Source organism: Pseudomonas sp. Irchel s3h14 (assembly GCF_900187425.1).
Lineage (GTDB): Bacteria > Pseudomonadota > Gammaproteobacteria > Pseudomonadales > Pseudomonadaceae > Aquipseudomonas.
On sequence record NZ_FYDJ01000002.1, the window covers coordinates 513,608 to 529,360 of the forward strand.

A 15,753-nucleotide genomic window follows, 5' to 3' on the forward strand; every position below is an offset into this window, starting at 1 on the left:
CGAGTCGAGAAAAGGTCGGGGACCAAAACGATACGGGATGATACAGCTTCGAACGATCGTCAGCAGACGATGAGGCTACGGCACCAACACCGCCACGCGGAGTTGCTCATTCAGCGCCTGCTCATGGAACACCTGGCTCTTGCTCGCCCAAATGGCATGGGCCGGGCTGATTTCGCCGGTGAATGCCGCCGCCAACTGACGCAAATCAGCGACGCTTCGCACGCGGGGGCAGAAGGGTTCGCCGTCGCAGTTCTGGCTGGCGCTGCGATAGGTGGTCAGCAACCGGTCCCACAGCCCGTCACGCACCTGCCTGACCGACTTGAGCTTCACATCCTGCACGCCCAGTCGTTGTTTCAGGCTCTGTTCGTCCAGCGCTTCGCTGGCCAGCAATGCCTTGCCGAACATCAGCACTTCAGCGCGAAAAGCAGTGTCCATGCTCGCCTGACTGGTCAGCGCATCCGGCCAACCGGTGCGGTCCATATTGGCCAGGACCATCGAGTGACCGGCGTCAGCAGCATCTGCTGCGCGACAAATCCCGGCCCACAGCAACAAAATCGAGGCCATACGTAGCCATTGCATACTTAATTCCCTTTAAGCGTTGGACGGACGTTTCGAAACGTCCTACTGATTCTGGCGCGCACCATACAGAGGTTTGCTGCGTTGCGCCTGACAAACCCGTAGGAAATTTGCCGTCTAAGGGTTTAGGCGTAAAAAACCTCGGGAAACGCGTAGGTTCGGTCCGAAAAGGCAGGTAAAACCCCTACAAACCCTGTCCATCGGGGCCGTATTGCCGGGTGGCGCCGTGCCCTTCTATAGTCTGCGGCGCGGCTGAAAACAGTGTCTCGGCCTGCCGGGAGCCACCTCCCGATTTCGTACAGGACGAACCTCGATGTTTACAGAACGCTATCGCCCGCTCAAATCCCGCTACAGCGACACCCCCGTGCTGGTCATCGATACAGAAGCCGACCCTCACGAAATCCTCGACGCCGCCCGCCAACGCATCCGCGCCGCCAGTGAACTGCTCGAAACGCTGTATTGCCTGTGCTTCAAACAGGCGGATGCGAGTGATATTCCCAACATCGTGAACGCGCTGTATCTGCTGACTCAGGACGGTAATGAATTGCTTGATATCGCACGGCAACGACTACCGAAAATCACCGCAGCCTGATGCCCAACCACAACCCCTGTAGGAGCAAGGCTTGCCCGCGAAGAACGATAACGCGGTGCACCTGATAACAATCAAACGAGAGAGTTTGCGGCTGGGGATAAGTCCGTAGGCAACGACCTATCAAAGCTTCATCCCGGTCCTACAACCGAAGACACCTTGTCGCCTATCGCCGGCCAGCGACTCACACCTATAGTCGGACTGTCGCTGCCAAATCAGCGACTCGGGCTTGGTCACCCGACAAAGAGAGCACACATTCCCAATTTAAATAGAGGTGTTCTTCAGTGACCACATTAAATCCGTTTCCAAACCGCTACCGCCCACTCGAAACAAACCTCACCGACTCCCCGCCCCTGATCATCGACACAGAGGCCAATCCGCAAGACATCCTCGAAGCAGCCCTCCAGCGTATCCGAGCCTCCAGCGACCTACTCAAAACCCTACATTGCCAATGCTTCAAAAACGGTGATGTGGAAGACATCCCGCATATCACCCACGCCGTCTATCTGTTGACTCAGGACGGCTGCGACCTACTGAAAGTCGCCCAACAACGCATGATGGGCTGGAAAGCACCAACCTGACGCCGAGCGAAGATCGTTCCCACGCTCTGCGTGGGAATGCCTCAAGGGACGCTCCGCGTTCCAGCTCTCGAAAGGGACGCAGAGCGTCCCGGGCTGCATTCCCACGCAGAGCGTGGGAACGATCAAGAGAGGCGGCCCTTCCCCCAGAGCCCGACGATCAATAAGCTCCACCCAAGCCCAACCGGACACCCCGCAATGAACCTCGCCCCCAACTTCCCCGACGACCACACCATGCACCTGCTCATGCAGCTGCTGCACGAAGAACTCGGTCTCCCCGAACGCAAAACCATCAGCCTCACCACTTCGATTAACTTCGACCTGGGTTGCGACGGTGCTGATGCGCGAAACCTGATGGAAGCCTTGGAAGAACAATTCGCCATCGACTTCATCGACTACGACGCCTACCGCTACTTTCAGCCAGAAGGGTTTGATGTGTTTCTCAAGCGCAGAGCCAAGGGGCGTGGTGACAAGGTCCCGCTGACTATCGGAATGATTTACCAAGCGATCAAGTTGCAACGGTGGGATACACAGGAATTGGAAGGCATCTAGCCGAATGCGTAAGTGCCATTATTCTGGTCGTTTAGCGCCTTTTCAGCTGGAATAATGGCAGTTACGGTTTCCCTGGCAGCCTGAATAGCACCCACAAAAAAGCCGCCCCTAGAGGCGGCTTTCTCATTCCATCAAACCAACACTTACAACTTAGGCCCAGCAGCCTTGATCGCGTCGCTCACTTCAAACTTCTTGAAGTTCTCAACAAACAACCCAGCCAGTGCTTTAGCGGCTTCATCGTAAGCAGCCTTGTCAGCCCAGGTGTTACGTGGGTTCAACAGGCCAGTTTCAACACCCGGTACGGCCAATGGCACGTCGAGGTTGATGGTGTCGAGGTGTTCGGTTTCAGCACCGATCAACGCGCCGCTCTGGATCGCTGCGATCACGCCGCGAGTGGTCGGGATGTTGAAGCGTTTGCCGACGCCGTAGCCACCGCCGGTCCAGCCGGTGTTGACCAGGTAGACCTTGGAGCCGAAACCGCGGATGCGCTTGATCAGCAACTCAGCGTATTCGCCAGCCGGGCGCGGGAAGAACGGTGCGCCGAAGCAGGTGGAGAAAGTCGACTTGATGCCGCTGCCGGAACCCATTTCGGTCGAGCCCACCAGTGCGGTGTAGCCGGACAGGAAGTGGTAGGCCGCTTGTTCTTCGCTGAGGATCGAGACTGGCGGCAGCACGCCAGTCAGATCGCAGGTCAGGAAGATCACAGCGTTTGGCTCGCCACCGAGGTTTTTCTCGGAACGCTTGGCAACGTGCTCCAGCGGGTAGGCAGCGCGGCTGTTCTGGGTCAGGCTGACATCAGCGTAATCGGCGTGCTTGGCGTCATCGATAACGACGTTTTCCAGGACTGCGCCGTGCTTGATGGCTTTCCAGATGACCGGCTCGTTCTTCTCGGACAGGTCGATGCACTTGGCGTAGCAGCCGCCTTCGATGTTGAAGACAACGCCTTCACCCCAGCCGTGCTCGTCGTCACCGATCAGGTAACGGCTTTCATCGGCGGACAGGGTGGTTTTACCGGTGCCGGACAGACCGAAGAACAGGGTCACGTCGCCCGCTTCGCCGATGTTGGCGGCGCAGTGCATTGGCAGCACGTCGGCAGCCGGCAGCAGGAAGTTCTGCACCGAGAACATGGCTTTCTTCATTTCACCGGCGTAACGCATGCCGGCGATCAGCACTTTCTTCTGAGCGAAGTTGAGGATCACGCAACCGTCGGAGTTGGTGCCGTCACGCTCTGGCACGCACTCGAAGTTGGCAACGTTGAGCACTTGCCACTCATCACGGCCAGCCGGGTTGTACTTTTCCGGGTTGATGAACAGGCAACGGCCGAACAGGTTCTGCCAGGCAGTCTGGGTGGTCATCTTCACGGCCAGGTAGTGGTCTTCAGACGCACCTACATGCACGTGGGAAACGAAATGTTCTTGCGCGTTGTTGAACGCTTCAACGCGGTCCCACAGGGCATCGAACTTGTCGGCCGGGAACTTGCGGTTGATCGGGCCCCAGGCGATGGAAGCCGAAGTGGACGGCTCTTCAACGATGAAACGATCGACTGGCGAGCGGCCGGTACGGTGACCGGTGCGAACAACCAGCGCGCCGGTATCGGCAAGCTCGCCTTCACCGCGATTCAGGGCTTCTTTAACCAGATCATCAACACTCAGATCGGTGTACACGGCGTTATTGGCTTGCGTCATGAGGTTCCCCGTCGGCCATTGGCCGAGTGCTCCAAACGTTTTGTAGTAGAAAGTCGTGCACTACTACCGCGAAAAAAGTGGGCCGGATTATGCCAGAAAAGCCCAAAAATAGTAGGGCCCTCCCGTCGTAACGGCGTTATTCCGGCACAAACCAGTGAATTTACCTGCGCTGAACCGTTTTAGTGACGGGTATCTGACGGCGTATCAACACCCGCACCAGCGAACAATTGAGCGATATCGGCGGCGTCGAACAGGTAGCGTTCGTTGCAAAACTGGCAATCAATCTCAATGTTGCCACCGTGTTCGATCACGAGCGACTGAGCATCTTCCAGACCCAAACTGACCAGCGCATTGGCAGAACGTTCGCGCGAGCAGCTGCAACGGAAGCGCAATTTCTGCACATCGAACAGACGAACCTGCTCTTCGTGGTAGAGACGATGGAGGATGGTTTCGTTGTCCAGGCTCAGCAATTCATCGGCGGTCAGGGTGCTGCCCAGCGCGGTGATGTGCTGCCAGCTGGCGGCGCGTTCTTCTTCGTCTTTCAATCGATCAGCAGGCAGTTGCTGCAGCAACAGGCCACGGGCGCGACGGCCATCGGCGTACAACCAGAAACGCGTACCGACTTGTTGGGACATCACGAAGTAATTAGTGAAGCACTCCGACAGGGTTTCGCCATCGAGGTCGACGATGCCCTGGTAACGCTGGCCCTGGGTCGGGTCGACGGTCAGCGCCAATACGCCGTTGGGCATCAGGTCGGCGAGGGTCGCATCCGGCGCGATCTGGTCGGCTTCGTATCGGGCCAGGCCACGGATTTCGCGCTCGCTGGAGCACTCGATCATCAGCAGCGGGATCGGGCCTTCGGAACGGGCCTGGAGAATCAGCAAGCCATCGAACTTCAAGGTGCCGACCAACAACGATGCCGCCGCCATCAGCTCGCCGAGCAGTTGTGCAACCGGCTCCGGGTAGGGGTGTTTAGCGAGGACTTCGGCGTAGCTACGCTCCAACGCAACCAGCTCGCCGCGGGTGTCGCTGTCATCGAAGATGAAGCGTTGGGTGTAGTCGGTATCCGGTAAATCGGTCATAGGTGTGGGTATCTGAAGTAATGACAAAATGATTTCAAACAGTGAGAAATTGCGCCTCTGCGGCACCCTTTGGGTGCGCGATGTTCAGCCGTGAGCGGCATTTTATGAACAATCCGGGTTTGTTCCAAGCAAGGAGGAACCTCCGCCGGTTGGCTTTATGCAATTTCTTACCTCTGGCGCTGCTGGCCTTTTGGTTATGGCGTACAGATCAGAGGCTGTGTGTGGTTTTCGACGAGTGGCACTTTCACTGGCTTATTCGTCGTTGCTGCTTCCACGAAATTTGAACAAATCCCGTCGCTGCTTCTTGCTCGGCTTGCCATCGGTGCTCACGCCCAGTGCGCCGGCCTTACGCATGGCCGCAGCCGCCTCGCGCTTGGCGATGCTGGCTTCGGTCTCGGCGTAAAGCGCCTGAGCCTCTGGTGCGCCACGGCGTACGATCGATAGCGCCTGAACCACCACCGTGCGTTCCTCGAACCCTGCGCGAATCTGAAACTCGTCGCCGATCCTCGGCTCCTTGCCCGGTTTGCAGCGCTCGCCCCGGCAATGCACCTTGCCGCTTTCAATCGCCGCCTTGGCCAAGGCGCGTGTTTTATAAAAACGCGCGGCCCACAACCACTTATCGAGACGGACTTTGTCGTCCTCTTCGCTTTTTTGTGCCATGGAATTTCCTCATTCTGAAATATTGCTGAACTGTACTACCGTTTCTGTCGTGCCATGAATTACACCGACTCGGATTACAATGCACGCGTTCCAGTACCTCCCTTGAGGGCTGGAAATCCGGGCCGTAGATATCTGTCGCCTTTTACCCATTATTCTGCGTGAATACCGCGAATTCGGCCGCGTGCGGCCTGAGCGGTTTCTACCGGTTGAGCACCTTTGAAGACATTTGACCATTTGACCGTTGTCGGTCTGCGCGAGTGGGTGGCGCTTCCGGATTTGGGAGTCGCGGGCCTGCGCGCAAAAATCGACACCGGCGCCAGCACCTCCAGCCTGCATGCCACCGATATCGAACCGTTCGAGCGCGACGGGGAACAGTGGGTGCGCTTTACTGCTCACTTGGGCACGGTTGTGCAACTGCGTCACCGGCGCTGCGAAGCACCGCTGGTGACGATGAAAACCATTAAAAGCTCCAACGGCCACGCGCAGATGCGTTACGTGGTCAGCACCACCCTGGCCCTCGGTGATCGGGTCTGGCGGGTCGAGTTCACCCTCGCCTGCCGCAAGTCCATGCGTTATCGCCTGTTACTCGGTTCCAAAGCCCTGATCGACGGCCAGTTGGTGGTCAATCCGGGCATTAAGTACGTACAAGACAAGCCGGTGTTCCCGGTATCTACCTCCTCCACAGGTGTTGCATGAAGATCGCTGTGCTGTCGCGGAACCCGCGTCTGTATTCCACTCGTCGTCTGGTCGAAGCCGGTACCGAGCGTGGCCATGAAATGGTGGTGATCGACACCCTGCGCGCCTACATGAACATCGCCAGCCACAAGCCGCAGATCCACTACCGCGGCAAACCGCTGGAGGGATTCGATGCGGTGATCCCGCGGATTGGCGCGTCGGTGACGTTTTATGGCTGCGCGGTGTTGCGTCAGTTCGAAATGATGGGGGTGTTCCCGCTCAATGAATCGGTGGCCATCGCCCGCTCGCGGGACAAACTGCGGTCCCTGCAATTGCTGTCACGCCGGGGAATCGGTTTGCCAGTCACCGGTTTTGCGCACTCCCCGGATGACATTCCCGACTTGATCGAGATGGTCAACGGTGCGCCGCTGGTGATCAAGGTGCTGGAAGGCACTCAGGGCATCGGCGTGGTGCTGTGTGAAACGGCGACGGCGGCGGAGTCGGTGATCGAGGCGTTCATGGGCCTGAAGCAGAACATCATGGTTCAGGAATACATCAAGGAAGCCGGCGGCGCGGACATTCGCTGCTTCGTGGTGGGCGACAAGGTGATCGCGGCGATGAAACGCCAGGCGAAGCCGGGGGAGTTTCGCTCCAACCTGCATCGCGGCGGCAGTGCCAGCCTGATCAAGATCACACCGGAAGAACGCATGACGGCGTTGCGCGCGGCGAAGGTCATGGGGTTGTCGGTGGCGGGTGTGGACATCCTGCGTTCCAATCACGGGCCGTTGGTGATGGAAGTGAACTCGTCGCCTGGGCTTGAAGGGATTGAAACCACCACCAGCAAGAACGTGGCGGGGATCATCATTGAGCACCTTGAGAAGAATGGTGGGCCGAATATGACGCGCACCAAAGGCAAGGGTTAACACACTGATCGCGGTGATCGTTCCCACGCTCTGCGTGGGAATGCAGCCCGGGACGCTCCGCGTCCCATCAAGAGCCGAACGCGGAGCGTCCGTTGAGGCATTCCCACGCAGAGCGTGGGAACGATCGGGTTAGACGGCATCCCTCGGCAACATAAGTCCCAACGGCAACCGCACCCGCGCTTCCAGCCCGCCACCGGACCGATTGCGCAACTCAACATTCCCACCATGCATCGAAGCAATCCGCTTCACGATCGCCAAACCCAACCCGGTCCCCTTCCCGCCCCGGGCACGGTCACCCCGAGTAAACGGGTTGAAAATCGCTTCCAGCTCGGACGGATCAATCCCCGCCCCACGGTCCATGACACTCAGCACCACATACGGCGCGCTGGTATCACCGGACACATAAGCCGCCACCTCAACCCCGCTGCCCGCGTGATGCAAGGCGTTGCCAATCAGGTTGTTCAGCAGCCGCTTCATCGACACTCGACGCAACGGAAACGGCTGAATCGGCTCCAGGCGCAGGCGCACTTTCTCTTCATTCTGGTTGTATGGCGCCGCGACTTCGCGCACCAGATCGCTCAGGTCCACCTCTTCCACCGACTCGTCACGACCATCACGAATGAACGCCAGGAACTGGTCGAGAATCGCGTCCATGTCTTCGATGTCGCGGACCATGTCGTCCGTCAGGTCACTGTGGTCGCCCATCAGCTCCAGAGACAACCGCAAACGGGTCAGCGGCGTGCGCAAGTCGTGGGACACCCCGGCCAGCATCAATTCTCGCTCACGCCCCGCCTGTTCGACGTCTTCCGCCATTTGGTTGAACGCGCGGTAAACCTCGGTCATTTCACTCGGCGTGTCGCTGATCGGCAGGCGCACACTGCGGCCCTGGCCGAGTTGCCTCGCGGCATAGACCAGACGTTTCAATGGCTGATTGAGCTGGCTGACGAAGATCCACGCCGAGGCGGTGGACAGCAAACCGATAGCAAGGAACCAGCCGAGCACGTTCCAGATTTTCTGGCCGCGCAACGGATGAGGGTAAAGCGGCACTTTCAGCCAGCCATCACCCAGGCTTGGCGCCCGAACCCACAGGGCCGGCGGCGAGTGCATACGCAATCGGACTTCGGTGTCGGCACCCAGCTCCGCTTGCATCTGCCGCTGATAGATCTCGCTGTAAGGCCAGTGTTGCTCACCTTCCGGCACGCCAGCGCCCACTACCCGGATCAGGGTCGCGGCATCGGCAATCTTCGTGCGGTTCTCTTCATCGGCCGCCCAATAAGCGCGTAGCGTCAGGGCGACGCCGTGGCTGTATTGGCGGTCCACCAGCACGTCTTCGTTCATCAACAGATAAACCAGGGTCAGCGCCTTGGAAAACAGCACGACGATCAGCACCAGCCAAAGGGTGCGGGAGAAGAAACTCTGGGGGAACCAAACGGGGGTTTTCATGGATAACCGCTACACACTTGCAGGAGCGAGCGATGCTCGCATATTGCGGATCGCGAGTCTGCGAGCAAGGTCATCTGACCCGTTGCCCGCAAGACCCGCTCCTACAAATCACCGATCACTTGGTGGCGGCGCCATCCGGAACGAACACGTAACCCACGCCCCAGACTGTCTGGATGTAACGCGGTTTGGACGGATCGGGCTCGATCATCCGGCGCAGACGGGAAATCTGCACGTCGATGGAACGCTCCAGGGCATCCCACTCGCGGCCACGGGCCAGGTTCATCAGTTTGTCGCGAGTCAGTGGCTGACGGGCGTTCATGACCAACGCCTTGAGCACCGCAAACTCACCGGTGGTGAGCATGTGCACTTCGTCACCACGCTTGAGCTCGCGGGTGGCCAGGGACAATTCGTAGTCACCGAAGGTCACGCTTTCGTCTTCGCTGCCCGGAGCGCCCGGAACCGGAGCCGACTGGCGACGCAGGACCGCTTTGACACGCGCCATCAGCTCGTCCGGGTTGAACGGCTTGGCCAGGTAATCGTCGGCGCCCAGTTCGAGGCCCTTGATACGGCTCAGCTCATCACCCTTGGCGGTGAGCATGATGATTGGAATCTGGTTGTTCGCGGTGCGCAGGCGGCGGCAAGCGGTCAAGCCGTCTTCGCCGGGCAGCATCAGGTCGAGGACGACCAGGTTGAACACTTCACGCGCCAGCAGGCGATCCATTTGTTCCGTGTTCGGTACGGCGCGGGCGCGGTAGCCCTTGCTGACGAAAAACCGCTCCAGCAGGCTGCTCAGCCCTGGATCGTCGTCAACAATAAGAATTTTTTCGCCTTCAGCAATGTTTGCAGTGCTGCTCATTAGATGCTCCTTTGATCTCGGCGCGCATTATGGCGTAGCTGCCGTTATACGCACCGTGTGCATTGTTAGCAGATTTTTCCTTGATCGCCAGAAATCCGGGCTTTATGCCTACAGCCTGCGATGCCCCCGAATGACAGAACGCTGGTTATAATGCGCGGCCTTTTGTGTCAGGCAACGTCTGATCATTACTGTAGGTGGCCGTTTTTTATTTTCATGGCGCAGGCAGTAATTGTTCGATTTCACGGGTCAACGGGATACCTGTTGATCCAGGTAGCGGCGCAGGCCAGGCCGCTCAACCAGACTCGCCGAGCCCTTATCTCTGCGCCTGCGAGCCTGCTTTCACAATTTGTCAGGTGGTTTTATGGACAGCATCAACAGCCGCATCGCCGAGGAACTCGGCGTCCGCCCACAACAGGTCGAAGCGGCCGTCGCGCTACTCGATGAAGGCTCCACGGTGCCCTTCATCGCCCGCTACCGGAAAGAAGTGACCGGCAGCCTCGATGACATCCAGTTGCGTCATCTGGAAGAGCGTCTGCGCTACCTGCGAGAACTCGACGAACGGCGTATCAGCATCCTTGCCAGCATCCAGGAACAAGGCAAGCTGACCCCGCAACTTGAACGCGACATTAAGCTCGCCGACACCAAAACCCGCCTCGAAGACTTGTACCTGCCGTACAAGCAGAAGCGCCGCACCAAGGGCCAAATCGCCCTGGAAGCTGGCCTCGGCGAGCTGGCCGACGGCCTGTTCAACGACCCGACCCTGACGCCAGACGCTGAAGCCGCGCGCTTCATCGATGCCGAAAAAGGCGTCGCCGATGTGAAGGCTGCCCTCGAAGGCGCCAAGTACATCCTGATGGAACGCTTCGCCGAAGACGCCGGCCTGCTGGACAAGCTGCGCAGCTACCTCAAGCAGGAAGCGACTCTGAGTGCCCGCGTGATCGCCGGCAAGGAAGAGGAAGGCTCCAAGTTCCGCGACTACTTCGAACACGACGAACCGCTGAAAAGCATGCCGTCGCACCGCGCGCTGGCGATTTTCCGTGGCCGCAACGAAGGCATTCTGAGTTCGGCGCTGAAAGTCGGCGAAGAACTGCCGGGCGCCATGCACCCGTGCGAAGGCATGATCGGCCAGCAATTCGGCATCCAGAACCAGAACCGCGCCGCCGACAAATGGCTGGGCGAAGTGGTGCGCTGGACCTGGAAGGTCAAGCTCTACACCCACCTCGAAACCGACCTGCTGGGCGAACTGCGCGATGGCGCGGAAACCGAAGCGATCAACGTGTTCGCGCACAACCTGCACGACTTGCTGCTGTCGGCCCCGGCTGGCCCACGTGCCACATTGGGTCTCGACCCGGGCCTGCGCACCGGTTGCAAGGTCGCCGTGGTCGATTCCACCGGCAAGCTGCTGGATCACGCCACGGTTTACCCGCACGTGCCGCACAACAAGTGGGATCAGACCATCGCGATTCTGGCTGCCCTGTGCGCCAAGCATGCAGTGGACCTGATCGCCATCGGCAACGGCACCGCCAGCCGCGAAACCGACAAACTGGCCGCTGAACTGATCAAAAAATACCCAGCCATGAAGATGACCAAAGTCATGGTCTCCGAGGCCGGTGCATCGGTTTACTCGGCGTCGGAACTGGCTTCCAAGGAATTCCCGGACCTCGACGTGTCGATCCGTGGCGCAGTGTCGATTGCCCGTCGCCTGCAGGATCCACTGGCCGAGCTGGTGAAGATCGATCCGAAATCCATCGGCGTCGGCCAGTACCAGCACGACGTGTCGCAGCTGAAACTGGCGCGCGGCCTGGACGCTGTGGTCGAAGACTGCGTGAACGCCGTGGGCGTCGACGTGAACACCGCCTCCGTGGCGCTGCTGGCCCGCATCTCCGGCCTCAACGCGACCCTGGCGCAAAACATCGTCAGCCACCGCGACGAGCACGGCGCGTTCAAAACCCGTGCGGCGTTGAAGAAAGTCGCTCGTCTGGGCGAGAAAACCTTCGAACAGGCCGCTGGCTTCCTGCGCGTCATGAACGGCGACAACCCGCTGGATTCGTCTGCGGTTCACCCGGAAGCCTATCCGCTGGTCCAGCGCATCGCTGCTGAGACCGACCGCGATATTCGCTCGCTGATCGGCGACGCCAGCTTCCTCAAGCGTCTTGATCCGAAAAAGTACACCGACGAAACCTTCGGTCTGCCAACGGTCACCGACATCCTGCAAGAGCTGGAAAAACCTGGCCGCGATCCACGTCCCGAGTTCAAGACCGCCGAGTTCCAGGAAGGCGTCGAAGACCTCAAGGACCTGCAGTTGGGCATGATCCTCGAAGGCGTGGTGACCAACGTGACCAACTTCGGCGCGTTCGTCGACATCGGCGTGCATCAGGACGGTTTGGTGCACATCTCTGCGCTTTCGGAGAAGTTCATCAAGGATCCGCGTGAAGCGGTGAAGGCCGGTGACGTGGTGAAAGTGAAGGTCATGGAAGTCGACATCCCGCGCAAACGCGTGGGCCTGTCGATGCGCATGAGCGACACCCCGGGCGAGAAAATCGATGGCGCCCGTGGTGCACGTCCGGGTTCGGCGCCACGCCAGTCCCAGAACACCGCGCCGCGTAAAGAAACCACGGCGGCGGCTCCGGTCAACAATGCCATGGCTTCGCTGTTCGCCAACGCCAAGCAGTTGAAGAAACGCTGATGGACATCCCGGCCGGGCTGACCGAAAGCGCTTTTTTCAAGTTGCTGGGGTGTCGCTTGCACAGTCTGGAGACCGGGGTGGCGCAAGTCGCCCTGGCGCTGGAACCAGAACTGCGCAATCGCGGCGGCAAGCTGCACGGCGGGGCCTTGTTCAGTCTGGTGGACATTGCCATGGGGCTGGCCTGTTCCAGCACCCATGGTTTTGACCAGCAGAGCGCGACCATCGAATGCAAGATCAATTACATTCGCGCCGTCGCAGACGGTGAAGTGATGTGCACGGCGCGGGTGATCCACCCGGGCCGCCGCACGCTGGTAGTTGAAGCCGACGTGATGCAAGGCGACAAACTCGTCGCAAAAGCACAAGGCACGTTCGCTGTCCTGTAGCTACTCGTCATCAATTTGAGTTAATTTCGGCGCAATGAATCCTGCGTCGGGATTTCCTGTGGGAGCGGGCTTGCTCGCGAAAGCGGTGTATCAGGCGACTTAATCGTTGACTGACACGCCCTCTTCGCGAGCAAGCCCGCTCCCACAGGGATTGTGGCGATCCAAAACCAGGCGACAACGCCAGTTTCAACTTCACCCTTGTAGACCGTCTTGCCCACCCCCATATTGGGGCGACTGACGCGTGAAGGAATCCAACTTGAGCGAACTTCTCAACCGCCGCCTGGCTCTGCTCGGCGAGCGCGCTAACCTCTCTCTGCTCGAACAGTGCCTTCACGGCATCGAACGTGAATGCCTGCGCGTGACCGGCGAAGGTCGCCTGGCGCAAACGCCGCACCCGGAAGAATTGGGTTCCGCGCTGACCAACGAACAAATCACCACCGACTATTCCGAGTCGCTGCTGGAGTTCATCACGCCCGCCCTGCCCGACCCGGCGGATACGCTGTCGAGCCTGGACAAGATTCACCGTTTTGCCTACAGCAAGCTCGGCAACGAGTACCTGTGGAGTCCATCGATGCCGTGCCCATTGCCGGCCGAGGAAGACATCCCGATCGCCTATTACGGCACCTCCAACATCGGTCAGCTCAAGTACGTCTACCGCAAGGGCCTGGCCCTGCGCTACGGCAAGACCATGCAGTGCATCGCCGGGATTCACTACAACTTTTCCCTGCCGGAAAAGCTCTGGCCGCTGCTTAAAGAGGCTGAAGGCTTTGTCGGCACCGACCGCGACTATCAGTCTTCGGCCTACATCGCCCTGATCCGTAACTTCCGTCGCTACAGCTGGCTGTTGATGTACCTGTTCGGTGCTTCGCCGGCGCTGGACGCCGGCTTCCTGCGTGGCCGCTCGCATCAGTTGGAACAACTGGACCCGGACACCTTGTACCTGCCGTACGCCACCAGCCTGCGCATGAGTGACCTGGGTTACCAGAGCAATGCCCAAGCCGGTTTGACGCCTTGCTACAACGATCTGGCGAGCTACACCGATAGCCTGCGCAAAGCGGTCGCAACGCCTTACGCGCCGTACGTCGAAATCGGTACGCATCAGGACGGCGAGTGGGTTCAGCTCAACACCAACATCCTGCAGATCGAAAACGAGTACTACTCCAACATCCGCCCGAAACGCGTGACCTACACCGGCGAACGGCCGATTCAGGCGCTGGTGGCCCGCGGCATTCAGTACGTTGAAGTGCGTTGCCTGGACATCAACCCGTTCCTGCCGATGGGCATCGACCTGCCGGAATCGCGGTTCCTCGACGCATTCCTGCTGTATTGCGCGCTGAACGACAGCCCGCTACTGACCAATACCTCGTGCGGCAACGCGACCTCGAACTTCCTCAGCGTGGTCAAGGAAGGTCGCCGTCCGGGCCTGCAACTGCAACGCGACGGTCATCCGGTGGACCTGAAAGAGTGGGCCAGCGAGTTGCTGGAGAAGATTGCACCGCTGGCGGCGATGCTGGATCAGAGTCATGGCGGCGATGCGCATAGCAAGGCATTGGATGCGCAGCTGGTCAAGATCAAGGATCCATCGCTGACGCCATCGGCCCAGGTGCTGGCGGCGATGGCTGAGCACAAGGAGAGCTTTGCTCAGTTCTCCCTGCGTCAGAGCCAGGCACATGCGGAGTTTTTCCGTAGCGAGCCGCTTTCAAGCGAAGACCAGGCGAAATTTGAAGACCGGGCGCGCACATCGCTGGCTGAGCAAGTGGAGCTGGAGCAGAACGAAGTCGGCGATTTCGATGTGTTTGTCGGGTCGTATCAAGCGAGCATTCTGGCCATCAGCAACTGACCTGCAATCGCAGGTCACCTGTGGGAGCGGGCTTGCTCGCGAAGGCGGCGTGTCAGTCAACATTGATGTCGGCTGACACGCCGCCTTCGCGAGCAAGCCCGCTCCCACATGGATAACGATGTACTACTCTCTCTTAGAATTTTCCGCTCATAAGCTCATTCGAAAAAGTTATTTATTTTCGGATTCTTATATCATTTAGTCTCCTTTTCACGCCGACTCTCGGTCGCCTGACAAGGAGCTTCTCAATGAAACTGACTTTCCCCCTTCGCCTCCTGGCGGCCGTGTCTCTGGCTGCGGTGAGTTTCTTTGCCCAAGCGGCTGACGTCACCGTCGCCTACCAGACCACCGTAGACCCGGCAAAAGTCGCCCAGGCCGACGGCGCGTACGAAAAAGCCACCAACGCCAAAATCGACTGGCGAAAATTCGACAACGGCGCCGACATCATCGCCGCCATCGCTTCCGGCGACGTGCAGATCGGTTACCTCGGTTCCAGCCCCCTGACGGCGGCAATCACTCGCAAAGTCCCGGTAGAAACCTTCCTCATCGCCACGCAGATCGGCGCCGCGGAAGCCCTGGTTGCCCGCGACGGTTCCGGGATCAAAACCCCACAAGATCTGATCGGCAAGAAAATCGCCGTGCCGTTCGTTTCCACTGGCCACTACAGCCTGCTGGCCGCGCTGAAGCACTGGAACATCGACCCGTCGAAAGTCACCGTCCTCAACCTTGCCCCGCCAGCCATCATTGCTGCGTGGAAACGCGGTGACATCGACGCCACCTACGTGTGGGACCCAGCCCTTGGTGTCGCCAAGGAAAACGGCAAAGTGCTGATCACCTCCGGTGAACTGGCCAAGTTCGGCGCGCCGACCTTTGATGCGTGGATCGTGCGTAAAGACTTCGCCGAGAAGCACCCGGAAATCGTCACCGCGTTCGCCAAAGTGACCCTCGATGCCTACGCGGATTACCGCAAAGACCCGAAAGCCTGGCTAGCCAACCCATCCAATGTCGACAAGCTGGTGAAACTCTCCGGAGCCAAGGCCAGCGACATTCCATTGCTGCTGCAAGGCAACGTCTTCCCGCTGGCGGCTGACCAGGTGATCACCCTCGGCGCGCCGACCACCAAGGCCATCACCGACACCGCCGCGTTCCTGAAAGAACAAGGCAAGGTTGAAGCCGTGCTGCCGGATTACGCCCCGTATGTCAGCGCCAAGTACATCACCAACTGATC

Annotated in this window: 15 protein-coding genes and 1 pseudogene; 10 read left to right on the forward strand and 6 right to left on the reverse strand. The window is 59.4% G+C overall.

Features of this window, described 5'->3' with window-relative positions:
- Positions 1–75: 75 nt before the first annotated feature.
- Complete coding sequence (locus tag CKW16_RS05955; RefSeq protein WP_095127610.1) at positions 76–579, reverse strand: polysaccharide deacetylase; 504 nt, start codon at positions 577–579, stop codon at positions 76–78.
- Positions 580–889: 310 nt separating this feature from the next.
- Here CKW16_RS05955 and CKW16_RS05960 point away from each other — a divergent pair, with 310 nt between their 5' ends.
- The 3 genes from CKW16_RS05960 (at position 890) to CKW16_RS05975 (ending at position 2,295) form a co-directional block, all read left to right on the forward strand.
- Complete coding sequence (locus tag CKW16_RS05960; protein ID WP_095127611.1) at positions 890–1,168, forward strand: hypothetical protein; 279 nt, start codon at positions 890–892, stop codon at positions 1,166–1,168.
- 281 nt (positions 1,169–1,449) lie between these two features.
- Positions 1,450–1,746: a hypothetical protein gene (locus tag CKW16_RS05965; RefSeq protein ID WP_095127612.1), complete on the forward strand. Its 297-nt coding sequence runs from the start codon at positions 1,450–1,452 to the stop codon at positions 1,744–1,746.
- A gap of 195 nt (positions 1,747–1,941) precedes the next feature.
- Positions 1,942–2,295, forward strand: a complete 354-nt coding sequence (locus CKW16_RS05975) for a DUF1493 family protein (RefSeq protein WP_095127613.1) — start codon at positions 1,942–1,944, stop codon at positions 2,293–2,295.
- Positions 2,296–2,438: 143 nt separating this feature from the next.
- Here the strand turns inward: CKW16_RS05975 and CKW16_RS05980 are convergent, their stop codons facing one another.
- Both CKW16_RS05980 and hslO read right to left on the reverse strand, forming a co-directional pair.
- Positions 2,439–3,980 carry a phosphoenolpyruvate carboxykinase gene (locus CKW16_RS05980; RefSeq protein WP_095127614.1) on the reverse strand — a complete coding sequence of 514 codons (1,542 nt, stop codon included), beginning with the start codon at positions 3,978–3,980 and terminating at the stop codon, positions 2,439–2,441.
- Between the two features lie 179 nt (positions 3,981–4,159).
- Positions 4,160–5,062: an Hsp33 family molecular chaperone HslO gene (gene hslO, locus CKW16_RS05990; protein ID WP_008149293.1), complete on the reverse strand. Its 903-nt coding sequence runs from the start codon at positions 5,060–5,062 to the stop codon at positions 4,160–4,162.
- 104 nt (positions 5,063–5,166) lie between these two features.
- Here hslO and CKW16_RS32445 point away from each other — a divergent pair.
- Positions 5,167–5,316 (forward strand): annotated as a pseudogene (locus CKW16_RS32445) (phosphoesterase); the annotation flags it as partial.
- On the opposite strand, the gene CKW16_RS06000 reads toward CKW16_RS32445, so the two are convergent.
- Positions 5,315–5,722, reverse strand: coding sequence for an RNA-binding S4 domain-containing protein (locus tag CKW16_RS06000; RefSeq protein ID WP_095127615.1), 408 nt, complete (start codon positions 5,720–5,722; stop codon positions 5,315–5,317). The pseudogene CKW16_RS32445 and the gene CKW16_RS06000 sit on opposite strands and share 2 nt — an antisense overlap.
- Before the next feature lie 234 nt (positions 5,723–5,956).
- Between CKW16_RS06000 and CKW16_RS06005 the strand changes: the two genes are divergently transcribed.
- Positions 5,957–6,418, forward strand: a complete 462-nt coding sequence (locus tag CKW16_RS06005) for an ATP-dependent zinc protease (RefSeq protein WP_176471525.1) — start codon at positions 5,957–5,959, stop codon at positions 6,416–6,418.
- Positions 6,415–7,320, forward strand: coding sequence for a 30S ribosomal protein S6--L-glutamate ligase (rimK, locus tag CKW16_RS06010; protein ID WP_095127616.1), 906 nt, complete (start codon positions 6,415–6,417; stop codon positions 7,318–7,320). Before CKW16_RS06005 ends, rimK begins: the two co-directional genes overlap by 4 nt.
- A 129-nt stretch (positions 7,321–7,449) precedes the next feature.
- On the opposite strand, the gene CKW16_RS06015 is transcribed toward rimK, so the two are convergent.
- Both CKW16_RS06015 and ompR read right to left on the reverse strand, forming a co-directional pair.
- Complete coding sequence (locus CKW16_RS06015) at positions 7,450–8,763, reverse strand: ATP-binding protein (protein WP_008149285.1); 1,314 nt, start codon at positions 8,761–8,763, stop codon at positions 7,450–7,452.
- Positions 8,764–8,878: 115 nt separating this feature from the next.
- Positions 8,879–9,619 (reverse strand): two-component system response regulator OmpR, encoded by a 741-nt coding sequence (gene ompR / locus CKW16_RS06020; protein ID WP_008149284.1) that lies wholly within the window; start codon positions 9,617–9,619, stop codon positions 8,879–8,881.
- A gap of 361 nt (positions 9,620–9,980) precedes the next feature.
- Here ompR and CKW16_RS06025 point away from each other — a divergent pair, with 361 nt between their 5' ends.
- The 4 genes from CKW16_RS06025 to tauA all read left to right on the forward strand — a co-directional run bounded on the left by CKW16_RS06025 (position 9,981) and on the right by tauA (position 15,751).
- The gene (locus tag CKW16_RS06025; RefSeq protein WP_095127617.1) at positions 9,981–12,305 is read left to right on the forward strand and encodes a Tex family protein; all 2,325 of its coding nucleotides are present in this window, start codon (positions 9,981–9,983) and stop codon (positions 12,303–12,305) included.
- Positions 12,305–12,688 carry a PaaI family thioesterase gene (locus tag CKW16_RS06030; RefSeq protein WP_095127618.1) on the forward strand — a complete coding sequence of 128 codons (384 nt, stop codon included), beginning with the start codon at positions 12,305–12,307 and terminating at the stop codon, positions 12,686–12,688. Before CKW16_RS06025 ends, CKW16_RS06030 begins: the two co-directional genes overlap by 1 nt.
- Positions 12,689–12,944: 256 nt before the next feature.
- On the forward strand, positions 12,945–14,528 hold the full coding sequence (gshA, locus tag CKW16_RS06040) for a glutamate--cysteine ligase (RefSeq protein WP_095127620.1): 1,584 nt from the start codon (positions 12,945–12,947) through the stop codon (positions 14,526–14,528).
- 245 nt (positions 14,529–14,773) lie between these two features.
- Positions 14,774–15,751, forward strand: a complete 978-nt coding sequence (tauA, locus tag CKW16_RS06045; RefSeq protein ID WP_095127621.1) for a taurine ABC transporter substrate-binding protein — start codon at positions 14,774–14,776, stop codon at positions 15,749–15,751.
- Positions 15,752–15,753 lie beyond the last annotated feature (2 nt).